Here is a 23,411-nt window from a genome sequence, read left to right on the forward strand (position 1 = left end):
TCGCAAATTTATTATCAGTCAAGATGAAGCTGTTCCTGATTGGTGTAATGGCGTTGCTTGCAAGCGTCATACTACATGGGTTTCAGAAGCCAGTGAATGCAGAGATTTCTCTCCATAGTGATGATCCACACCGACAAATTCCCGAAGGAGTACAGTTTGGCGATCGCCCGAATCTTTTACAGCAGGGGCAGCAATATTATGCGAATGGCCAAATTAGTCAATCTATTACTGCATGGCAATCAGCCTTAGAAGTCGCCGAAGCTCAGTCGTCTAATACCGCGCGAATTCAGACGTTGAATTTTCTCACTTCTGCCTATATTGATGCCGGTGATTTAGATGCAGCGACGACGAGCAATACAGAAAGTGTGACGCTGATTGAGTCAATTCAACCGCAAACAGTGCAAACTCAATCTCTGTTTGCGCAGGCTTTGAATAGTCGTGGAATGTTGGATTTATTGTCTGGGAATGCAGAACAGGCGTTAATAACCTGGCAGCAAGCTCGCGCTATTTATCAGCAAAATAATGATGTCACTGGCACGATTACCGTTGGGATTAACCAAGCTCAAGCATTTCAATCCCTCGGTCAATACCGCAAAGCGAAGACCACGATTGAAGCATTAGTTGATAGCTTAGATACCAGAGACAATGACCTTCTAAAAGTGCGAGCTTTAAAAACCCTTGGAGTGGTACTTCAGAACTTGGGGGAGCCTGTTGATTCAAAGGCTGTGCTTGATAAAAGTTGGGAACTCAGTCGTGAAATTGCTGGTGATGCAGAAACCGCTGAGATTCTCTTTGATTTAGGTAATGTCGCAAAAGATCTAGACCGATTTGATATTGCCCAGGAGTATTACGAAACAGCTGTTTCCTTGGCCTCTTCTCCCGCGAGAAAACTCGATACGCGTCTCAATCAATTACGTTTAGCGCTGCAATTACAGCAATTTACTTCGGCGAGACAATATATTGACGATATTTATCCGCTGCTAGATGCTCTGCCTGCGAGTCGGCCCAAAAGCTATGCTGTGATTAACTTTGCCGAAAGTTTGCTGCGATTAAATCAGGTTGAAGATAATGGTGATATTGATTTATCGGCAGTGGCAGAGTTTCGTCAGCCTCAGCCGATCGTTGAGTTATTGAAGGTTGCTGTCAATGATTCAGTGAATATTCAAGATACAGAAGCTCAAGCCTACGCTTTGCATCAGCTAGGGAAAGTCTATTTGCAGTTTAATCGGTTGGGTGAAGCCCAGCGTTTAACCGCCCAAAGTTTAGATCTTGCGCAATTAATTAATGCTGATGATTTGGTTGCTCGTAGCGCGAGTCAGCTAGCGGAAACTTTAAGTGCAGCAGGAGATCAGGAACAGGCGATCGCCACCTATGAGATTGCCTTTCAGAAGTTGCAGGCATTACGTCGAGATTTAGTCGCTGTGAATGCTGATGTGCAGTTTGAATTTAAAGAAAATATTGAGCCAGTCTACCGCAATTACGTCGATTTATTACTGAAAGATGAACAACCTACTCAGGCCGCACTTAAGCAAGCGCGTTCAGTGATGGAAGCCTTGCAGTTAGCAGAATTGGATGATTATTTTCGAGATGCTTGTCTTGATACTCACCCCGTTAGCCTAGAGGACGTTGATAGTACTGCGGCAATTATTTACCCGATTTTGCTCGATAATCGGATGGAAATCATCGTGTCGCTGCCTGATAAAACCCTGCGAAATTATAAAACTAGGGTTCCTCTCGAAGAACTAGAGTTTAATTTTGATTTATTTTATTCTTCGTTCTCGCCCGGTTACCCCCGCGATCGCCACTGGCGTTATTCCCAAAAGTTTTACAGTTGGCTGATTGAACCGCTGGAAGCAGAACTCTTTGAGCAGCAGATTAAAACATTAGTATTTATCCCAGATCGCTTCCTGAAAAATTTGCCGATGTCGGCACTTTACGATGGCGAACAATATTTAATCGAAAAATTTGGTGTGGCAATTAGTCCCGGTTTACAGCTCTTTCCCCAAGGTGAACGACAGCAAAATCTCAATCTTTTTGTTGGTGGTTTGAGCGAAGCAAGGCAAGGTTTTGATTCTTTACCTGGTGTCGATAAAGAAATTGATATTATTGCCCAAAAATCTAATTCGAAAGTTTTACGAAATCAAAATTTTACCTATGATCAATTAATCGACACGATTAACAATCAATCATTTCCCGTTGTCCACCTTGCGACCCACGGACAATTTAGTTCTAATCCTGATGAAACGTTCCTTTTAGCTTGGGATCAACATATTTCATTAGATAAGTTTGATACTTTATTTGAAAAGCGCCGATTGGGAATCCTTGAACCGATTGAATTGTTGGTGATGAGTGCTTGTCAAACGGCCAGTGGCGACGACCGGGCGGTGCTGGGTCTATCGGGTTTTGCCCTGCGTTCCGGTGCGAAAAGTACCCTTGGTAGTCTCTGGCCTGTGAGTGATGAATCGACCACAGAATTAATGATTCAGTTTTATCAACAGCTGGTCGAGAAGCAATCAACAAAGGCCGAAGCGTTACGCCAAGCTCAATTGGAATTGTTACGAAATTCGAGTTACACCCACCCCTATTTTTGGTCAGCCTTTATTCTGGTAGGTAATTGGTCCTAAAAGTTGCACAAGATAAAGTTTTAAAATTACCCATTTGTTGATTTAAAAAAAAGTGTTTTTAGCCATGGGCGATCGCCATTATTTTTCTATATTTTTAGGGTTGTGGAGCAGTCTGATGATTGTGCCAACAAGCCAGGCGATCGCCGTAACTGTGAATGCTCCACAACAGGGAGATGTCTCGACTGAAACGCTGACGAGTTTATCGGTTGAATTTCCCGAGGAGCTGCCCCCAGCTAGTGCAATTAGTACTCCGAAGCGCGGCAAGGTGCAATTTCGATTACCGAGTAGTGGCAGCAGTAGATCAAATCCAACATCGAGTATTGGTGGTGGTAGTCGCGGTGGCATTGGCTTTAGTTTGCCTGATGATCGCTCAAACCCCACATCAAGTATTGGTGGTGGCAGCCGTGGTGATATTCGCTTTAATTTACCTGGCGATCGCTCAAATCCAACATCCAGTGTTGGCGGCGGTAGTCGGGGCGGCATCCAGTTTCAGTTACCGGATGACCGCGGGAACCCCGTAGCCATCATTGGTGGTGGGAGCCGTGCCAGTATTGGGTTTCGGTTACCCGGGAGTGGCAATAATCCGATCTCGACAATTAGTGGTGGTAGTCGCGACGGCAATATTGAGACGATAGAAATACCAAAATTACAGGCCCTATTGCCACCAACAAATAATGGCAGAACAGTGGCGACAAGCCCAACAATTTATATCTATTTACCGCCTCTCGGCGCTGAGGAAATCTTCTTTAGTTTGCAGGATGAAGCTGGAAATTTTTACTACGATACTGTGCTGAATGCTTCTCCGACAGGTGGCATTATGGCTGTGACAATTCCAGAGACGGAAGCGACTTTAGAACTAGATAAACCCTACCTTTGGTATTTTGCGCCAATTGAACCGAATGGTCATTTGGTGCCGAATAATTATTCGATCACTGGGTGGATTAAGCGAGTGCAGTCAGAACGTGCCATCGACCCAGAAATGCCACCTTTACAACAGGCGATCGCCTATGCTGAAGAAGGGATTTGGTACGATACGCTAACAACTTTGGTCAACGCAAAACTGAGTGAGCCAGAGAATGCCGAGTATCAAACTGAATGGCAAGATCTACTCGCCCAAATTGATTTAGAAGTGCTATCTACCCAACCCATTATTAGCTCACCATAGCTAGTATTTTTAGGATTGGACGCTGAGATGAATTGGAAGAAAAAACTGCAGTTTTTGAAGAACTACCGCGCCAATATTGTGCTGGCAATTTTTCTCAGTCTGGTCTTTGTGACGGGCAGCCGTGTTGGGGTATTTCGAAAATTAGAATGGCTCATTGCGGATCAATGGTTTCAACTGCGCAAGGAAACAGAGATTGATGATCGTATTGTGGTCGTTACCATTGATGAAGATGACATTACCAACGTCAATCAATGGCCGATGTCCGACCGAGACCTAAGCCAAATTATTAAAAATATTCGTGCTCAACAACCACGGGCGATCGCCTTAGATTTGTACCGAGATTTGCCCGTTCCTCCAGGCCATGATGATTTAGTTAAAGTTTTTGAAACCACCCCAAATTTAATTGGTGTCACGAAAGTGGCAGGAAATACGATTGCGCCAGCGCCAACATTGGCTGAGCAAGGTCAAACGGCCGCAAATGATTTATTAGTGGATGCTGATGGTAAAATTCGCCGCGTTCCAGTACTTCTGCAAAATGTTGATGGGAGTTTAATTGAAGGATTTGGGACAAAGCTTGCCTTACTATTTTTAGAAGCAGAAGATATTAATCTTGAGGTCGAAAATTCTGACGAAAATATTTATCAGTTAGGACAAGCTCGGTTTGTTCCACTATCAGAAAAAGATGGTGACTATCTCTTAGAAGATATGGGCGGTTATCAAATTTTATTGAACTATCGAGGTGGTTTGAATTCTTTTCTGAATATCTCAATGACAGACGTTTTAGAAAATCGAATTCCTGATAATCTTCTCACGAATAAAATTGTGATGATTGGCCCGATTGCGCCAAGTCTTAATGATATTCATCAGACCTCCTATAACAATAGTTTCTTCCCCGATCAAAAATATATGGCTGGCATTTTAATTCATGCCAATCTAACAAGCCAAATTCTTGCGGGTGCTCTCGATAGCCGTCAAATGTTGAGGCTGTCTACTAAGACTATAAATTACAGCTTACTCGTATTTTGCGTTGTCCTGAGCAGTGGTATAGGAGCCTTCTACGTAAAGTCGCAACACTGGAGTTTGATTGCTCTGTTTACTACTGGAGCAGCTCTTATTCTCAGTGCCTATGTCCTGTTTTTACAAGGTTGGCTAATTCCAGTCTTTACGCCACTATTCGCTTTGGTATCGACGGCGACGCTATCAATAATTGCGACATTATGGTCTACCTTAAAAAAATCATATGCCAGTCTAGAAATACAGCATAAGAAACTTGAAGAGACCTATAATCAACTTTCACAAATCACAGATTCATATAGTCGTTTTGTTCCATTTGACTATTTAGAATTTCTAAAAAAAGAAGAAATTATTGATGTCAAACTCGGCGACCATGTTGATCGACAAATGGCCATTTTATTCTCTGATATTCGATCTTTTACGCCATTGACAGAGAGTATGACACCCCAGCAAAACTTTGAGTTTATTAATGCTTATCTTGGTCAACTTTCCCCAGAAATCCGTCAACATAGTGGGCTGATTATTAAATTCTTGGGTGATGGTTTGATGGCCGTTTTTCCAGAAGATCCTGAGGATGGCTTAAAATCGGCGATCGCCCAACTCCAGCAACTCCGATTATTTAATGAAAAGAGAGAGAAATTAGCCCAAAAACCGATTCGCATCGGCTTTGGCTTACATTTTGGAAAAGTGATGATGGGGATTGTTGGGGAAGAATTTAGAATGCAGGGCGATATCCTCTCCGACACCGTGAACCTGACTTCTCGTCTGGAAAGTCTCACGAAAGTTTATGGCATTTCCCTATTGATTTCAGAAACGATTTTTGTAGAGTTAGCAGACCCAGCACAATATAAAATTCGCTTTTTAGACCGAGTGGTTGTTAAAGGAAGAACCCAACCCATTAGCGTTTACGAAGTTTTTGATAATGACCCCATCGAGGCGATCGCCAAAAAAGAAGCAACTCTTACCCAGTACAACCAAGCCATAGAACTCTATACCCAAGGCAAGTTTGCCCAAGCCCGCAATCTTTTTAAACTTATTGCTGAAATGAATCCTTTAGATACAGTGTCCAAAGTCTATTTGGAAAGACTGACAACCCTCGAAAATCTCTATCTTAATAATGGCAGTGCCGAAAAGCAGTGGGATGGTGTGTGGCGATTTAACGAGAAATTTTAATTCTTGTTCCTGTCAGAAAATTCTCTGGCTGACCTCACAACGGTGAGTTGTTTACTTTGATATATGTAACAAAAACGCAATAGTGAATTGCGGCTCGAATACCCTCTCCCTAAGCTAAAGACAGTGGGAAACATCATGTATTAGAGATCTCGACAGTCTGGATGATTTCTCCTAAAATGTATTTTCCGATTACAACAAAACGCTGAAATAATCCATCCCTCTTGCGGAAGAGGATACAGATCTTCAGCATTTAGTTACCGTTCTTCAAGTTATTACCCTAGGTAGTGCCCGTGGTTCCTACAACATCCCCCGCAGCAAATGAAACTGCTGTCAGTTCCGAAGTTCGTTCTGGTGCATACATTCTGATTGACAGTTTGAAGCGTCATGGCGTCGAATTCATTTTTGGCTATCCCGGTGGTGCAATCCTGCCTGTGTATGACGCTCTCCATCCAGTGGATGAGCGTGGTGAGATTAAGCACATTCTGGTGCGCCACGAACAAGGTGCATCCCATGCTGCTGACGGATATGCACGGGCAACCGGGAAAGTGGGGGTTTGTTTTGGCACGTCTGGCCCTGGTGCGACAAACTTGATCACAGGTATTGCGACCGCTCATATGGATTCGATCCCGATGGTTGTCATTACAGGGCAAGTCGCTCGACCCGCAATCGGTACCGACGCATTTCAGGAAACCGATATTTTTGGTATTACCTTACCTGTTGTTAAACATTCCTACGTTGTCCGTGACCCGAAAGACATGGCGCGGATTGTGGCAGAGGCATTCTACATCGCTGGTACTGGACGTCCAGGACCTGTATTAATTGATGTTCCTAAGGATGTTGGTTTAGAGCTGTGTGAATATATTCCTGTGGAACCTGGTTCTGTCGAAATTACAGGCTATAAGCCTCACTTTGAAGGGGATTCAAACAAAATTACTGAGGCACTTCACCTCATTTCCGAATCTCGTCAACCTCTGCTCTATGTGGGTGGTGGCGCGATTACATCTGGTGCCCATGCAGAAATTAAAGAGTTAGCTGAACGATTCCAAATTCCTGTAACGACAACATTGATGGGTCTAGGTGCATTTGATGAGCATCATGATCTCTCGGTGGGGATGCTGGGGATGCATGGTACTGCCTACGCAAACTTTGCGGTGAGTGAATGTGATCTATTGGTTGCAGTGGGAGCGCGCTTTGATGATCGAGTTACGGGTAAGCTCGATGAGTTTGCGTCTGAGGCAAAGGTTATTCATATTGATATTGACCCTGCAGAAGTGGGTAAAAATCGTGCACCGGAGGTGGCGATTGTTGGAGATGTTCGTCATGTTCTGATTGAAATGCTTCAGGGTGGCAAGGGACTTCCTTTGAGCACAACACCGACGGGGGATTGGCTCGCGAAGATTGATGCTTGGAAACAAAAGCATCCAATGGTAGCGCCTGTTTATGAGGACAGTATTTCACCGCAATCCGTAATTGCTGAATTGGATCGCCAGGCTCCCGATGCTTATTACACAACTGATGTGGGTCAGCACCAAATGTGGGCGGCGCAATTCTTGAAGAATGGCCCCCGCCGTTGGATTTCTAGTGCAGGTCTCGGCACAATGGGCTTCGGGATGCCTGCTGCACTGGGTGTGAAGGTTGCGGTACCGGATGATGAGGTGATTTGTGTCAGTGGTGATGCGAGTTTCCAAATGTGTTTGCAGGAGTTGGCAACGCTCGCTCAGTACAATATTGCTGTGAAGACTGTCATTCTAAATAATGGTTGGCAGGGTATGGTCCGTCAGTGGCAACAGAATTTCTATGGTCAGCGTTATTCTGCGTCCAATATGGAAGTGGGAATGCCTGATTTTGAGTTGCTGGCAAAGGCTTTTGGCGTGAAAGGCATGGTTGTGGATAAGCCTGAAGATCTCGCTGGGGCGATCGCCGAAATGATTGCTTTTGATGGCCCTGTGTTGTTGGATGTACGGGTGAAGCGTGACGAAAACTGTTATCCCATGGTCGTTCCCGGTAAGAGCAATGCTCACATGATGGGAATTGGTCAGGAGAATGAATAAGCACAGAAATTAAATTTTTTCTGAACGAACTGAATTGTTGTGGGAGTGAGGGGAGCCTTGCTCCTTTTTTATGGCTCGATTAACATATAGTTCGTATGAACTGGAGATTGGGCTGTGGGTGAGTTGGTTTTACATTGGCATCGTCGGGATTTGCGGTTGCATGACAATGTTGCTTTGACTCGCGCACGGAAACAGTCAGAAAAAGTCGTGGGAGTGTTTTGCTTTGATCCCGCCATTCTGACGGCAGATGATATGGCTCCCGCTCGTGTGAAGTATTTGCTGGCTTGTTTGGAAGAGCTGAGTGAAAGCTACTGTCAAGTTGGTAGTGAATTATTGATTTTGAACGGCAAACCGGTGGAGTTATTGCCCCGGGTTACAGCAATTTTAAAAGCGACAGCAGTTTACTGGAATCTCGATGTCGAACCCTATGCCCAAAAACGTGATCATGACATGGCGATCGCCCTGCGACAGGCGGGTGCAAAAGTAGAAACTGTTTGGGATCAGCTGTTACATCCTCCCGGCAAAATCCTGACGAAATCAAAATCACCCTATAAAGTTTATTCACCGTTTTGGCGCAATTGGTCGAAACAAGAGAAAGCTGAACCTTTACCAGCGATCGCCGATTGTGCGGGATTGAGTGACGCAGAACGAGAAAAAATAAAAGAATTTAATATTGAGCTGCCGAGTCTCGAAACTTTGGGGTTTGAATGGGAGCAACCTTTTACTGTGCCTGTGGGAGAACGACAGAGTTTGGCGCAATTAGAAACGTTTACTGAGAATTTTGTGGAAGCCTATGAGGGCGATCGCAACTTCCCTGCTATAGAAGGAACATCTCGATTAAGCGCAGCATTAAAATTTGGAGTAATCGGTATTAGAAAAGTTTGGCAATCAACCCTCGATGCCCTTGAAAATTGTCGTAGTGAAGAAGCTGAAAAAGGAGTCACAACATGGCAACAAGAATTAGCTTGGCGAGAATTTTATCAGCACTGTATGTTCTTTTTTCCCGAGCTAGCCAAAGGTCCATACCGTGATGAGTTTCAAGCTTTCCAATGGGAAAATGACGAGACAAAATTTCAAGCTTGGTGTGCCGGAAAAACAGGTTATCCGATTGTCGATGCAGCGATGCGGCAACTTAATGAAACGGGCTGGATGCATAATCGCTGCCGGATGATTGTGGCGAGTTTCCTGACGAAAGATTTGATTATTGATTGGCGGTGGGGCGAAAAATATTTTATGCAAACCCTTGTCGATGGCGACCTTTCGGCAAACAATGGTGGTTGGCAATGGAGTGCTTCAAGCGGTATGGATCCGAAGCCGTTGCGTATCTTTAATCCTGCCTCCCAAACAAAAAAGTTTGATGCGGAAGCTGAATATATTCGTAAATGGCTACCGGAAGTGCGATCATTAGATACGAAGGTTTTAGTGACAGGTAAAATTCCGAGTTCGATTTGTGAGCAATGTAATTATCCCGAACCGATTGTGGATCATGCAGTTCAACAACGAGAATTTAAGCGTCTTTATAAGGTAATGAAAGAAGGGTAATTTGTGGAGTAAAAACAGTGCAACAGCTGGATAACTTTATCAAATCACTCTTTTCAAAAGGTCGGCGATCGCCACAACGAATTGGAGTGATTGGGGATGTCCACTGTGAAGATTGGGCATTAGAAACAGCCATCAAATTCTTGCAAGCACAAGATACCGATATAGTTTTGTGCGTTGGGGATCTGGCTGATGGTAACGGTGATTTAAATAAGTGCTGTGAAATCTTGCAGCGACACCAGATTCCAACAGTCTCTGGAAATCATGATCGTTGGCTTCTGTCAGAACAAGCTCGTTCTTTGCCGGAGGCTACGCTATTAAAGACTGTCTCCACTGAAGCACAACAGTTTTTACGAGTGTGCCCTTCCACTCTCGATCTTCAGACAAGCTATGGCTTGATGCAGCTCTGTCATGGTTTAAGCGAAAATGATATGGCCTCCGTCGGCATTGATGATTTTGGCTATGCCCTCGAATGTAATGAGGAACTACAAGGTTATTTGTATGGTGGCCATTACCAACTCGTGATTTGTGGTCATACTCATCGCCGAATGGTTCGCCATTTTAAACAATTGACGATCATCAATGCCGGAACAATCAAGCAAGAACATGATCCCTGCTGCACCATTATTGATTTAGAAAATTATCGGGTCTTATTTCACAATTTTGAGAACGAATGCAAAATTACGACCACACCTGCATCATCAATAAATCTTCGTGAAAGTTTTTAAGCAAAACAAGTGAGCTGCACGCGATATCGTTTTTTCTTTGTCATATTGACTTCGCCCACCTCGACACGACCTTTGCTGCGTAGGGAAATCAAATCGCCATTTTCAACAATGCTCCTAGCATCGACATTAAGACGAACAACTATAGTGCGACACACCGCCAGTGTTAAAAAATGCCTTAGGTCTTAGACGATAGTATTTATCCTCTACTTCTTCTGATTGCTCGTCATATGGATGACTCAGTACCTCTTGTAACTCTCTAACTAAGGCGTACTCACCCTGCATAGCCTGTTGATAGGCGGGGACAATCAACCACTCTCGCCATGTATATTTTGGGTTTGTTTGTTTCATCTGGGTTGATATCTCAGCCAAATCACTGTCTTTAATGGCGAGATTGCGCCAGTTATTTAGCCAAGCTTGCCATTGTTCATCGACTTGCGGTGAAGTGTCAGTATAAAAACTCTTCTTTAATGCAGAGATATCTTCTGGTATGTGGGACAACTCACGGAAGAAGATGGTGTAATCAACTTCTGACTCAGTCATTAGCTCCATTAACGTTTTGAATAGCTCTAGATTAAATTCAGTCAAGCCAAGTTTGGCAGCCCACATTTTTTGCAGTTGCGCTTGCATAGCTTTTGCAAAGCCACGGCGTACTTGATCGAAAGCTTCTAAAGATTCAGTATTTTCTTCGAGTAGCAGTCTCACAGTTTTCCAAAACATATGGAAATTTGCTTCTGCTGCGGTTGATTGATTGAAGAATGAAAACTTTTCACCGCCACCCGTCCAAGGTTGAAACCAAGGGTCAAATTTTTCACAAAATCCAAATGGCCCATAGTCGAGGGTGAAACCACCAGCCGCACAGTTATCACTATTGAAATTCCCTTGGCAATAACCTACCCGCACCCAATTAGCAACCAAGGTCGTAAGACGCTGACGAAATAGCTTGGCTAACTCAACTAATTGGTCTGCGAAACTAAGGTTTTGGTTAATTTCACTTTTATATTCTCGCTCAATTAAATGAGAAACAATCATGTGTAGCTCTTCTAATGCCTTTGGATGAGAATTGCTACGCGCACGACGGGCAAATAACTCTAGCTGACCCACACGCAAAAAAGATGGTGCAACGCGGGTGGCGATCGCCACTGGATTATCGATCAAAATATCCGGCTCATAGGAGTAGGAGTCTTGGGAATACCAAGGCCGTTTAATAGTCTCAGATTTAGAAACATACAATGTCAAAGAGCGTGATGTTGGCACACCCAAAGCATGCATATGTTCTTGTGCTAAAAACTCACGCACACTAGAGCGCAGGACTGCACGTCCATCAGCACCACGACAATAAGGCGTTGGGCCACCACCTTTTAATTGCATTTCCCAGCGATCGCCGTTGATGATGCCTTCAAATATGGATATTGCCCGACCATCGCCATAACCATTACCCGTGCCGAAAGGACAATTTTGGATATATTCAGTGCCGTAAATCGACAGTGCATAACCTGTTGCCCAGCCAAACGGATGCATAGGATCGTTTGCAGCAGAGATATCGCCAGAAAATACTTGGCGAAATTTTTCATCAAACGCCAGCTCATCACTCAGTCCAAGTTCCTTAAAAAAAGTACTGCTATGGGCTATATATTCTGGTTCTGCAATGAGGGTGGGTTTCACTGGTACAAAATGGCCAGAAAAAACCTGTCGAGCGCGGTGATCATCTCCATCCACTGTGGCATCAGGATCAGCATTTAATGTGTCCATCAGAGAATAATCCGCCAATTGCACAAACTCGTCAAAGGTTGTTACGCGGGGTTCAGCAGATAGTTTAGATGGAGATGACATTGTTGTTAGCACCCGTATTGTTGGGGGAAATTTATGTTTAGTGGAGAATATTGGTAGAGGCTAACATATTCGATATGAAACGACTCGACTTGTCAGTAAGTCGCGAAAAGCCTAGCTGGTAATGATTTTGAAAATAGTTTTGGGTCGTTTAGACAAAGCGAGTTAGCTGCACGCGATATCGTTCTTTTTTCGTCATATTGACTTCGCCGACTTCCACACGACCTTTGCCGCGCAGGGAAATCAAATCGCCATCTTTAACGTTGTAGCTAGTCTGGGTAATGGTTTTCCAGTTGACTTTGACGTTCCCTTTGCTGATTGCGTCTGCCATCTTCGAGCGAGACATTCCTAATCCAGCTGAGGCGATCGCATCCAATCTTAAAGAAGCTTCTACCGTCGTTAATTCTTTCTTTTTTGGTGGCCGAACTTTTAGCTCTTCAATGGGAATGGGTCGAGTTTTAACAGGAACAGAACGAACTTGAACTAACGAGGTTTCGAGGAAAGAAACCAGTTCGGGAATAACTAATGCCTGGGCACCGCGATCGCCTAACACTAAAATATCGCCAACTTTTTCCCGCACTAAACCTGTTCCAAGGAGTGAACCGAGAAAATCGCGGTGGGTCGCCGTATCGAATAAAAAATTACCGCTAATATCAATGGCTGCAATTTCGATGTGTTCCGCTTCAAGAGGGATTTCATTACGGGCGATCGCCAGCCTTTGACGTTCAGCTTGGGGATAGCCACCACCCTTTATGAAGCTAAACTCTGTTAGTCGTCCCAAAATTGCCGTTGCTTCATAGAGGACGGGTGGTGACAAAAAATCCGTTTGTACTATGTCCCAAGTCCGAAAAGCTTGATCCGCTTGGTCAAGAATGCGACTGAGTTCCTCGCGATTTTCTGCACCCTTCAGGAGATCATCTTTCGGTAGATTCATAAAATAGCTTGCAACGTTATTTGATAATGATGTCGATATCTACATCCACATCCGTGTCATGGTCCGAATCGTCATAGATATATTCATCGTAGGAGCGGTAACGATAGATTTCTTCGTAGGCTCGACTCGACAGTTCGACAACCGCTAGATCATACCAAAAGCCGTCTGCTGTCTGTAATTCATTCAGCCGTTCCTGACAGTCAAAGTAACTCAACACGCCACAGGACCAAGACAACAGAGAAGTGAGGTTGGTGCGATCGCCATCAGGGAAATACCAGGAGCTTCCAAATCGCGCATTTTCACCATTGGGGTAATACCAACTCCGACCAAAGGTTGCCTTTTTGCCGTTGGGGTAATACCAATTGCTGCCAAATTTAGCCTTGCGACCATTGGGGTAATACCAAGAATTACCGAACTTCGCATTCCGACCGTTTTGCCACTCTAGAGTCGTATTATTTTCTTCACGATATAGCTCCGGTAAATTGCAGAGTACTTGTTGGAACCCTGCCACTTCTGATGATGCTGTGCCATAAGGATTATGGGCGATCGCCAACCGAGCCAAAACAGTTGCATCAATACAATCCTCAGAAGCAGAAGCCGGTGGAATAGAAATTAAAATTGGATCAACATAACGGCGACGCGATCCATAATCCGAACGATTTTGCACACAATATCGATATTCGAGGGTGGCAAGCTCACGCGTACGATATTTTGTTTTGGCCCGATAATTACGCACCTGTTGGCAAGATGTCAGACCAGGGTAGCTATATCTTTCATAAAAAGTAGCCTGTCCCTGTGCAGCTTTTGGCACGCCACCGAAAAGACTCAATACCGCCAATCCGAAAGCCCAGCCTTTTTGCCTAAACCCTTCCATGACCTTAACCCTATGGAATACTTTAATCCCGTCTATACCAGCTACTTTAAACCAAAAAATTGCTAGTTACCCTCCAAGACGCAACCCTCAAAAAAATGTTCACCTCCCTCCAGCTTCGTCCCAGGAGCACATCAGTGCGGAAACCCCTCCGTTTACAAAGCAGAATCAAGCCCTGATAATGGATTGAGTACTTTTATCTTCTGGCAATTCTGTGGCTATTTTCGATTGGTTTAAGCGCAAAAAAAAGGACACACCCCAAGAGGAAACTAAACCTAAGGTCGAAGCACCAAAGGCTGAAGAAAAAGCTGCCGAAACTCCCGATACTTCTGCCGCCACGCCGGAAATCGATTATCTAGCCTTTGCTAAAGCCGCATACAAAAATGTTCAGGAGAAAAAACAGCAGGAAGCCGCTGCTGAGAAAGCTGAACCTGTGGCCGAAGAATCCGCAGCGCAGCCAGAGCCGGAACCAGTTGTTGAAGAGACAGTTCCGGAACCTGTTCCTGTTACAGAACCGGCGGTTATTGAGCCTGTTGCTGAAGCACCAAAAGTTGTTGAGCCTACGCCGGAACCTATACCTGAACCCGTCGCTGAAGTCTCGGAACCAGCCATCATTGAAGCTCCGGAGCCTGTTGTAGAAGAAACTCCAGCAGAGTCAGAACCAGAACCAGCAATAATTGTTCAAGAAGAATTTATAGAACCAGAGCCAGAACCAGAGCCAGAAATTGTTCAAGAAGAAGTCGTTGAGCCAGAACCAGTACCGGAACAAGTATCGGAACCAGAGATTGTTCAGGAAGAAATTATAGAGCCACAGCCAGAGCCGGAACCAGAGCCCGAACCCGAGGTCCAATCTCCGCCCACAGTAATTGCAACACCCCCGGTCGAGCCAGAAAATGTTGAGACTATTCCAGAACTTAAACCTAAAGCGCCGCCAGAACCTGTCAAGGTTGAGACTATTCCAGAGCTACAACCACAACCACAGCCCGTTGTAGAAGAAACGCCAGCAGAACCTGAAGTTGAAGAGACTGAACCTGAACCTGAAACTGCTGCAATGCCTGCATGGATGCAGAAGTCTGATGGTTTGGAGAAGTTAAAAGAAACAGCGATTGATACGGAGGGCATGGAGTTTGACGAAGACTTCCTTTGGTCTGCGAAAGTGCTTGCAGATCAGGGCCGCGATATTGAGGATATTACCCTCGAAGAAATCGAATGGCTGAAAAAGCTCCGCGAAGGTCTCGGTAAAACCCGTCGTAGTTTGGTCAATCAGCTGAAGTCTGTAGTGGGTCAAGGACCACTCAATGATGAAGCTGTGATGGAAATCGAGTCGCTTCTGTTACAAGCAGATGTCGGGGTTGCGGCGACGGACTATATTATTGAAACACTCCAAGAAAAATTAAAGGAAGAAGCTCTTCCACCTGAAGAGGCGATCGCCTATTTGAAGGAAATTTTGCGGAAGATCCTTGATGAACCCCTCTCAAAACTAGAAAATGCTGGCTTTGCTCCTGAGGAAGATAAGCTAAATATTTGGATGCTGACAGGTGTAAACGGTGCAGGTAAAACAACCACGATCGGTAAGTTGGCGCACCTCGCGAATCAATCTGGCTACTCCTGTGTGATTGCAGCGGCGGATACTTTCCGGGCTGCTGCGGTTGAACAAGTCAAAGTTTGGGGCGATCGCACGAATACCCCAGTGATTGCCAACCCCGGCAAAAATACAGATCCCGCAGCGGTTGTATTTGATGGCATTACAGCAGCAAAATCTCGTGATGCCCAAATTCTCTTGGTGGATACTGCTGGTCGTTTGCAGAATAAGAAAAACTTGATGGATGAGCTGGCCAAAATTCGCCGCATTGTAGATAAAAAAGCACCCAATGCCAAGATTGAATCCCTGTTGGTGCTCGATTCGACCCTTGGTCAAAATGGATTACGCCAAGCCGAAGTCTTTTCTAAATCCGCGAAACTTAGCGGCGTTGTCCTCACCAAACTCGACGGTACAGCTCGTGGCGGTGTAGCACTGGCAGTGAGTCAGCAGCTTGGTTTACCGATTCGGTTTATTGGTGCGGGAGAAGGCATTGAAGATCTGCGCCCATTCTCCAGCTACGAATTTGTGGAAGCTCTGCTAGACGGTTAATGATTTGCTGTAGGGGCGTTTCGCGAAACGCCCCTACTTTTTAATTTGTTTCTAAAACCGACATTACATATTCTCCTTGGTTGGCGGATTCGCTGATGGCTAAGTCAAACACAATGCCATCGACCATCGAATTAATAGTGGTCACTTTTGGCAGCTTTCCTTGGCGATTAAAGCTCAAAATGTCATAGAGTTTTTCTCCCGCTTTGACGGCTTGGCCGAGAGGAAGGCGATCGCCGATCATTCCACCAACGGTCGCACGATAACGAGTAATATTCCCGCTAGGTAAACATTTGGTTGTCGTTGCTTCAGGAATTTCTGCTGAGAGAATACCGCGATGAGCTAAATAGTTTTTGATACTTGCTAATCCTTTTGCCACAGAGGATGGACGCATTTTCATACCACTACCCAGTTCCAAAGTGCAGCCGTCTACTGCCAATTTAATCTTTTGTCCAGTCTCCGCAAATGCTTTTTCGAGGACAATCCAGGGCCAAATAAAAGCTTCATCAAAGGCATAGTCGCCACCCTGAGTCAGCAAAATGCTGTAGTCAAAATTAAACCAACTGGCCTGAGTTTCACGATTGGGAAAGTAGTAGACAAAATCCAGGCCGTCATTGCTGGAGCTGTGGATATCGATTACATAGTCAGCATCCAAACAAAGACATTGGAGCTTTCCTCGAAAATATTCAGGAACCGAGACACCACAGGGATGATTTTGCTTGGCTAATTCTTTCTCAAAGGCAGCTAGAATTTGACCTCGATAGGCTTGGATGATTTCGGCTTCGTCACTGCCTAAATGCTTGTCTACAAATTGACTTAGTTCATCTACAGTTGGCTCATATTCCCAAAAAATCCGATTCCAATCTTCGCCACTATAGGAATGGAAACCACCTGTCGCATAGAAGTGGCCACGCTGATTTGTACCCAGAGGATTGCAAGTGGGCACTAGCCAAATCTCTCCGGCGATCGCCCCCTTATCGACATCACTCAAATATTCAATTAACTGATGAACAACAGCATTGCCCACAATCTCACAGCCATGGAGATTCGCCTGAATATAAACTTTTGCACCGGGCTGGGCTCCCACAAATTTATAGACCTGAATGGCAAGGCGATCGCCAGAAGCAAGTTGAAATAAATCGATGGTTTCAATAGAAGGAATCATGGTGAAGGTTATCTGGGCGCTGGATACAGAAAAGTCACCCTAAAGCTTATACCGAGTTACCTCTTCTTTTCTGTTGAATTATCAGATGAGTTTGATAGCCATATCGCTAGGCAAAATATCCTAAAGAAATAGGCTTTTTATTAAAGCGCTTTATAGAATCGGGAAGATTAATAGTAGTGGTGTAATGAAAACAACGTCCCTTGTCGCAGCCGGTTTTGGTAGTTTGCTCTGTAGCAGTGTGGTTAGCTTTGGGGCGATCGCCATCGTAAATGCCCAAATTCCTACGACATTCGAAGTCGGCGACACCTTTGAGTTGCATACGAAAACTCAATTGCAAGGATTGACGAATGATTATTTTGGCTATACCGAAACTGAGAGCGATCGCCGCACCTATACCGTGAGCGACATTACTGGGGATGTGATCACCTGGAAGGTCGATACAGAATTTAGTTACTCGGATAATGAAGGTGGCAACACCAGTCGAAGCGGCAACTTTACGGTCAAAACCCATGCCAAAACCCGCGAATATTTAGAGGAGACTTTTGATGGTTTCCCAATTGATAAAGACTACAATACCTTTGATTTTGCTTGGTTCTACCTTCCCCCTGGCACCGCTCAACCGGATACATCAATACAGATTTTGGGGGATACTTTCACCATTGCTCCCGCCACAACTCTGCAAAAAGGAGGCTTCAATCAGGAAGCGATTCCCGCCTCTCAAGCGGAACCTTCCCAGCGCATAGTCAACAACACCGAATATGATGACGATGGTGAATGGACTTTAGATAGCCAAACTACTAATTATTTTTATGGGCCAACTAATGGAATATTGCTCTACGGAGATTGGGAGGCCACTGGCTATACCGATTATGGTTCCTTTCGCTGGACTTCCACCACAACCCTTTCTACCGGTGAGGTGATCGCCAATGAAACAGCACCAACTCCTCCTGCCGTAGCCCCTACAACGAACCCTGCTCCCCCTAGAAAGACAACTCCTTCCCAACCACAAAACCCTCTCCTGGACTGGCTCCAGAGGCTAGTTCTGTTGAATTTTGCAGGGGCTGGCGTTACCGGAAGCGTTATGTTGCGGCGAAAAGCTCTGCGTAATCATGTCGAAAAAGTGATTGCATTTGCAAAAACAAATCAGGGCGATCAGAGCGAAATCTTAACTCGCTCTCTATCAGCTTGGCAGGCCAATGACATCAAATATCAGGATTTATTGGCAAATATCGATCCAGATCATTCCTTTCAACTCCGTGAAGGAATGTATGTGATTAATGATGTAGATGATCGCCTGGGCATTGTCGATATCAAGGCAGACAAGCGCTTATCCAGCCAATTACTCACCTCGAAAAAACATAACCTAATTTTGTTGTACCGACTGGCATTAGGTATTGCGAATGCCAATGACACAACCCAATGGCATATAGATGAGCATCCAGATAACTCCCCCAACAACATCAACTTGGCGAAAATTCCTGAACAAATTCAACCCTACATTGAGCCCTCTAAAGGCTTTGCGATCGCCGATCCATCAAGTTTGTCTGCTTTTCAGCACCATATTTCTCTTTCTAGCCCATTAGAACCAATAAAAGCCTTACTCGCTCGTCGCAAGATGATGGATTATTCCCTTGGCCAAGCACCATTATCTCCGGCGTCTCATGAGCGCAAGGTTAAAGAAATTCTCAACATGCTACCGCGACAGGTTCTATTAGTGGGAGACGATGATTTGGTGGCTATTTCCCTAGCAAGACAAGGCGTTGAAGTATGCATCCTCGAAATTGATCCCTATACCTGTGCTCTTATTAGCCACATCGCCGAGCAGGAAAAACTTCCCATCACTATCTACCAACACGATTTACGCAAAGCTTTACCAGCAGAACTAAACACTAAATTTGATTTATTTGTCACAGACTCAGACTTTACTATTGAAGCTTTTTTCCTATTCCTGAATCGTGGACTATCCTTACTAAATCCTGATGGTATTGGTTTAATTAACTTTGAAAATAAGGGCGGTCAACTCTTTAAAGCAAAATATATGTTGGAGCTATTACAAGTAAAAGTTCTCCGAGAGGTGCGCGATCGCTGGACTTACAATATCCTCCAAAACGTGAAGGTCGAAGTCGGCAGAAGACAAGTTGGTAAGACAGTTCACATCGACTACGAAACGGATATTCGTCTCGGTCAAGCTCAATATTCCTCTCTAATGTTCTGTATTCAACGGACAAACGACACCCAAATCATTTTGACTGCCGACCAAGATTTTGCTGGGGATAGCGACTCCATTTATGACTACGACGATGACTAATATTCGGGTAGTGCAGTCAAAGGATGTCGACCTTATTTTAAATACGGGAATTGACGGTCTCGCCGATATCGAGCAATGGCTTTCCAAACGGAAATTAGCATTTTTCCTCACCGAAAACATTTATATTGCTTACCTTGCTTTTGTGGATATAAAGGAAGAGCCAATTGGTGTCATCATGGGCGGTTTAGAAGAAGAAGGTCGAGTCTGGGTCGAAATGCTGTCGGTTTCGTCAGATTATCGTCGTCGAGGAGTGGGAACCGCTTTAATGGATCAATTGATTAATACTGCTGAAATTGTTTCGGCGCGGGGGTTAATGGTGGATATTGATCATGATAATTACGGAGCATTAAAGTTTTATAAGCGATTTGGGTTTAAACGGGTAGGCCATATGAATCAGTATTATTACGACTCTTCTAAGGCTTTGATCTATTTTTATGAGTTGTAGGCGATCGCCAGAGGTCTTGGAAAACATTGTGAGATGCAATGATTCTGACGAAATCTCAACTTGCATGGGATTTCCCTCGTATTGCTGGAGGAGAGATCAGTAAGATGGTTTTATTAATGTGGGAGAAAGCAGGAAAAATTTTCACCGCTTCTCCAGTAGTGACTTTATTGAAACGCTTTTGGATGGTTCGGTCATGATGCGTCTTGTTCTTCTCGGTGGCCCTGGTGCTGGGAAAAGTACCCAGTCAAGGTTTCTCTGCGAAAAGTTTCAGCTCCAACGGGTCTCTGTAGGCGATATTCTCCGGCAGGCGATCGCCGATCAAACTGACCTTGGCAAACAAGCGGAATCCTATGTCAACCAAGGCAAACTGATTCCCGATCCGCTAATTATTGAATTTATGCGCGATCGCCTCACGCGACCAGATATGGTCAATGGTTGGGTGTTGGAAGGCTATCCTCGCACTGCATTTCAGGCAGAAGAACTTGATTTTTTGCTAGATGATTTGAGTCAAACCTTAAATAAAGCCATCTATTTCAAAGTGGATGAGCAGGTACTGAGTGAACGTTCCCAAGCTCGCGGTTTAACTGACGATACCCCAGAAGCAATTCGAGAACGACTGAAAGCATTTCGAGAAAGTACTGAGCCGATCTTGGATTATTATTCCCCTCGTCAAAAGCTCTTAACTGTCGATGCTGGACAAGCAATCGAAGCAGTGAGTGCAGAGTTGCTTAGCGGTTTACAATAAATTTTTTAGGCAATAAAAAACGACTGCTGACAAGGATTTTAATCAGAAGTCGAATATTTGCAATAACGATATATTGCAAATATTCGAGAGTTAGAAATTAATTCTGCCTGTGCGTATTAATTGATAGCCTGCGCTCATTGAGCCGAGGGAAATAAAGAGTTGCCAGAGGCTCACTGGTGCAAGAACTGCTGTACCTCCCGCGAAAATGAGTAGGATAGAGCCACCAATCAAAAACCAACCCAATGTTTTGTAATCGCTGGGAAAAGCAAATAGACAAGCCACACCGCCTGCAAGGGTCATCACCGCCAAATCAGCAGAAATTCCTCGCCAGAACGAATAGTAGTAGCCACCTGTTGTGAAGAAAATATTTTTACCGAGGAAATAAACGCCTAATAAGATTAAGCCTAACCCTAAAAGCTTGCCTAAAATTTTCATAGTGTATTTTTGGTGCTACAAATCGCAGTATAGCCTTTTTGTCTGATGATCTACCTCATTTATTCCGAGCAGTTTTTAGAACATGACACTGGGCGACCACACCCGGAAAGTTTTCGTCGGTTGGTTTCTATTACTAAAGCGCTCCATGAAATTTCTTGGGCTAATCAACTCCAATGGCATGAACCCAAGGCCATTACAGAACGCGATCCGATGCCTTGGATTTTGAAATTACATTCGCCAGAATATCTCGGTGAATTGAAGAAGGTTGCGGATTCTGGTGGTGCTCATTGGGATCCAGATACGGTTGTTTCGTCTCGCAGTTATGAGGTGGCTTTGCTCGCGGTCAATGCTTGTCTGGATGGCATCGATAAAATTCTTGCGACTGGTGGACCTGCTTTTGCCTTAGTGCGTCCGCCAGGTCACCACGCTGTGCGTAGTAATGCGATGGGTTTTTGTCTCCTCGGTAGTGTGGCGATCACCGCCCATTATGCTCTTAGCTTTGAGAATATTAGCCGTGTGGCAATTTTGGATTGGGATGTCCATCATGGTAATGGCACAGAATATTTAGTTGAAGATAATCCGGATATTCTCTATTGTTCGCTCCATCAATATCCCGCTTATCCCGGCACTGGCAAAGCAAGCTTTACGGGCAAACATAATAATGTCCTCAATATTCCGATGGCTCCGGGGTCAAATGGGGTAGCCTATCGCCATCAGTTTGAGTCAGCGGTTTTGCCGCGTTTGCGTCAGTTTCAGCCGGATATTTTGCTCGTGAGTGCGGGTTATGATGCGTCGGCAAAAGATCCGCTTGCTGGTATGAATCTTGAACCCTCTGACTACAAAAGATTTAGTGAGTATTGTCAAACTTTAAAGTGCCCAATTTTATTTGCTCTTGAAGGTGGCTATCATCTTAAAGACCTTGCTGAATCTGTTGTTGCCACCCTCGAACCTTTCGTGAATTAATCACCAAGCGGTTCGTGGATTTCTCCGAGTAACATTGGGCGATTTGCCCCGGTGACTTTCGGTAAGTTGCCAGGGAATTGATGGGCATATCGCCAATACGCCAACACTGCAAAGGAGGCGATCGCCTCCTTTGCATCATGGTGAACACCTGCCTCATCGGTAATACCCACTGGAATATTTCCCGCCAAATTTTGGAGGCGATCACGGAGATAACTATTGCGCGCACCACCACCACAGAGCAAAATCTCATCGGGCATCTGCGGTAAAAATAAGCGGTAATTTTCGATTACTGTACGCGCTGTGAATTCCGTTAAACTCGCTAGCCAATCTGCCTCAGAAAGAGTTTGAGACTGCGCCTGTTGCCAACATTTTTCGAGAAAATCCACTCCAAAATATTCTCGGCCTGTAGATTTGGGGGGCAGTTGCTCAATAAATGGATCACTCAGCCATTGTTCTAGTAGCTCTGTATTCGGCGTGCCTTGGGAGGCCCAGACTCCATCTTGGTCATAGGCTTGTTTGCCATCGGTTAGTTTCTGAATCGCGAGATCTAATAAGACATTACCTGGGCCTGTATCCCAACCAATAACGCGATTATCCCAATCAGGCTCACTTTTTGGAGGTAAATATGTGACATTACCGATGCCGCCTAAATTCTGAACACAGCGATGTTTTGTCGGATGAGCCAGTAAATAAGCATCAACTTTTGGCACTAATGGCGCACCTTGTCCGCCTGCTGCAATGTCTCCCTGTCGAAAATTACTAACTGTCGGTAGGTTCGTTGCATGGGCGATCGCCTCACCTCGTCCTATTTGCCAACTAAACCCGAGATTATTTTGAGGAGGACGATGAAAAATTGTTTGACCGTGGGAGCCGATCAATTCTGCTTTGCCAAATTTTTGTTGGAGCTTTGCTGCTGCCATTGCAAAAACTTGAGCGACTTGATCATTGATGGTGGCTAAATGCTCGACACTAATCAGTTTGCCCGCACAGATATCGAGTAATTCTTGCCGTAGTTCTGCAGGATAGGGATAAGTGCAAAATCCCAGTAGTTTAACCTGTAAATTTTCGGCGTTCCCTTCAATGTTTGTGAGAGCTGCGTCGATGCCATCGATTGAAGTACCGCTCATTAAACCAATAACTTTCATAGTTGGCGATCGCCCCCACAGGATAAGGTTGAGAATTTAGTGTTTTAGTTTAACCCTTCCCTTTCCCAAACGTTGTGCTTGTAAACGTATTTGTTGGAGTTTGTCGTACTGTACTGATCTCAGTAGGAACAAAGTGATGCTGAGATTACGT

The 23,411-nt window shown here is 44.7% G+C and carries 17 protein-coding genes; 11 read left to right on the plus strand and 6 right to left on the minus strand.

Going from position 1 to position 23,411, the window contains the following annotated elements:
• The first annotated feature begins 23 nt into the window (after nucleotides 1-23).
• From LEPTO7376_RS07330 to LEPTO7376_RS07355, 6 genes are all read left to right on the plus strand, one after another.
• Nucleotides 24-2,624, plus strand: coding sequence for a CHAT domain-containing protein (locus tag LEPTO7376_RS07330; protein ID WP_041763251.1), 2,601 nt, complete (start codon nucleotides 24-26; stop codon nucleotides 2,622-2,624).
• A 52-nt stretch (nucleotides 2,625-2,676) separates the two neighbouring features.
• On the plus strand, nucleotides 2,677-3,789 hold the full coding sequence (locus LEPTO7376_RS07335) for a DUF928 domain-containing protein (protein WP_160148409.1): 1,113 nt from the start codon (nucleotides 2,677-2,679) through the stop codon (nucleotides 3,787-3,789).
• Between the two features lie 54 nt (nucleotides 3,790-3,843).
• Nucleotides 3,844-5,976 (plus strand): CHASE2 domain-containing protein, encoded by a 2,133-nt coding sequence (locus LEPTO7376_RS23335; RefSeq protein ID WP_160148410.1) that lies wholly within the window; start codon nucleotides 3,844-3,846, stop codon nucleotides 5,974-5,976.
• A 290-nt stretch (nucleotides 5,977-6,266) separates the two neighbouring features.
• Entirely contained in the window at nucleotides 6,267-8,027 is a 1,761-nt protein-coding gene (gene ilvB, locus LEPTO7376_RS07345) for a biosynthetic-type acetolactate synthase large subunit (protein ID WP_015133578.1), read from the plus strand.
• 114 nt (nucleotides 8,028-8,141) lie between these two features.
• Nucleotides 8,142-9,569 (plus strand): deoxyribodipyrimidine photo-lyase, encoded by a 1,428-nt coding sequence (locus LEPTO7376_RS07350; RefSeq protein ID WP_015133579.1) that lies wholly within the window; start codon nucleotides 8,142-8,144, stop codon nucleotides 9,567-9,569.
• Nucleotides 9,570-9,586: 17 nt separating this feature from the next.
• Nucleotides 9,587-10,294 (plus strand): metallophosphoesterase, encoded by a 708-nt coding sequence (locus tag LEPTO7376_RS07355; protein WP_015133580.1) that lies wholly within the window; start codon nucleotides 9,587-9,589, stop codon nucleotides 10,292-10,294.
• A 126-nt stretch (nucleotides 10,295-10,420) separates the two neighbouring features.
• On the opposite strand, the gene LEPTO7376_RS07360 is transcribed toward LEPTO7376_RS07355, so the two are convergent.
• The 3 genes from LEPTO7376_RS07360 to LEPTO7376_RS07370 all read right to left on the minus strand — a co-directional run bounded on the left by LEPTO7376_RS07360 (nucleotide 10,421) and on the right by LEPTO7376_RS07370 (nucleotide 13,929).
• Nucleotides 10,421-12,124: a YdiU family protein gene (locus LEPTO7376_RS07360; RefSeq protein WP_015133581.1), complete on the minus strand. Its 1,704-nt coding sequence runs from the start codon at nucleotides 12,122-12,124 to the stop codon at nucleotides 10,421-10,423.
• A 148-nt stretch (nucleotides 12,125-12,272) separates the two neighbouring features.
• Nucleotides 12,273-13,055, minus strand: coding sequence for a photosystem II S4 domain protein (locus tag LEPTO7376_RS07365; RefSeq protein ID WP_015133582.1), 783 nt, complete (start codon nucleotides 13,053-13,055; stop codon nucleotides 12,273-12,275).
• 16 nt (nucleotides 13,056-13,071) lie between these two features.
• A complete protein-coding gene (locus LEPTO7376_RS07370; protein ID WP_015133583.1) occupies nucleotides 13,072-13,929 on the minus strand; it encodes a hypothetical protein in 858 nt (285 codons plus the stop codon).
• A 691-nt stretch (nucleotides 13,930-14,620) separates the two neighbouring features.
• Between LEPTO7376_RS07370 and ftsY the strand changes: the two genes are divergently transcribed.
• The gene (ftsY, locus tag LEPTO7376_RS27400) at nucleotides 14,621-16,057 is read left to right on the plus strand and encodes a signal recognition particle-docking protein FtsY (RefSeq protein ID WP_398339545.1); all 1,437 of its coding nucleotides are present in this window, start codon (nucleotides 14,621-14,623) and stop codon (nucleotides 16,055-16,057) included.
• Between the two features lie 40 nt (nucleotides 16,058-16,097).
• Here the strand turns inward: ftsY and LEPTO7376_RS07380 are convergent, their stop codons facing one another.
• Nucleotides 16,098-17,219 (minus strand): succinylglutamate desuccinylase/aspartoacylase family protein, encoded by a 1,122-nt coding sequence (locus tag LEPTO7376_RS07380; protein ID WP_015133585.1) that lies wholly within the window; start codon nucleotides 17,217-17,219, stop codon nucleotides 16,098-16,100.
• A gap of 184 nt (nucleotides 17,220-17,403) precedes the next feature.
• Between LEPTO7376_RS07380 and LEPTO7376_RS07385 the strand changes: the two genes are divergently transcribed.
• From LEPTO7376_RS07385 to LEPTO7376_RS07395, 3 genes are all read left to right on the plus strand, one after another.
• Nucleotides 17,404-19,527, plus strand: coding sequence for a bis-aminopropyl spermidine synthase family protein (locus LEPTO7376_RS07385; RefSeq protein WP_015133586.1), 2,124 nt, complete (start codon nucleotides 17,404-17,406; stop codon nucleotides 19,525-19,527).
• Nucleotides 19,508-19,972: an N-acetyltransferase gene (locus tag LEPTO7376_RS07390; protein ID WP_225901184.1), complete on the plus strand. Its 465-nt coding sequence runs from the start codon at nucleotides 19,508-19,510 to the stop codon at nucleotides 19,970-19,972. Before LEPTO7376_RS07385 ends, LEPTO7376_RS07390 begins: the two co-directional genes overlap by 20 nt.
• Before the next feature lie 118 nt (nucleotides 19,973-20,090).
• Nucleotides 20,091-20,717: an adenylate kinase gene (locus LEPTO7376_RS07395; protein ID WP_264308992.1), complete on the plus strand. Its 627-nt coding sequence runs from the start codon at nucleotides 20,091-20,093 to the stop codon at nucleotides 20,715-20,717.
• Nucleotides 20,718-20,807: 90 nt separating this feature from the next.
• Here the strand turns inward: LEPTO7376_RS07395 and LEPTO7376_RS07400 are convergent, their stop codons facing one another.
• Nucleotides 20,808-21,152: a hypothetical protein gene (locus LEPTO7376_RS07400; RefSeq protein ID WP_015133590.1), complete on the minus strand. Its 345-nt coding sequence runs from the start codon at nucleotides 21,150-21,152 to the stop codon at nucleotides 20,808-20,810.
• A 45-nt stretch (nucleotides 21,153-21,197) separates the two neighbouring features.
• Here LEPTO7376_RS07400 and LEPTO7376_RS07405 point away from each other — a divergent pair, with 45 nt between their 5' ends.
• Nucleotides 21,198-22,115, plus strand: coding sequence for a histone deacetylase (locus LEPTO7376_RS07405; RefSeq protein ID WP_015133591.1), 918 nt, complete (start codon nucleotides 21,198-21,200; stop codon nucleotides 22,113-22,115).
• Here LEPTO7376_RS07405 and LEPTO7376_RS07410 read toward each other — a convergent pair.
• Entirely contained in the window at nucleotides 22,112-23,260 is a 1,149-nt protein-coding gene (locus LEPTO7376_RS07410; RefSeq protein WP_015133592.1) for an anhydro-N-acetylmuramic acid kinase, read from the minus strand. The genes LEPTO7376_RS07405 and LEPTO7376_RS07410 overlap by 4 nt on opposite strands.
• Nucleotides 23,261-23,411 lie beyond the last annotated feature (151 nt).

The sequence above is a fragment of the [Leptolyngbya] sp. PCC 7376 genome (assembly GCF_000316605.1).
Classification (GTDB): domain Bacteria; phylum Cyanobacteriota; class Cyanobacteriia; order Cyanobacteriales; family MRBY01; genus MRBY01.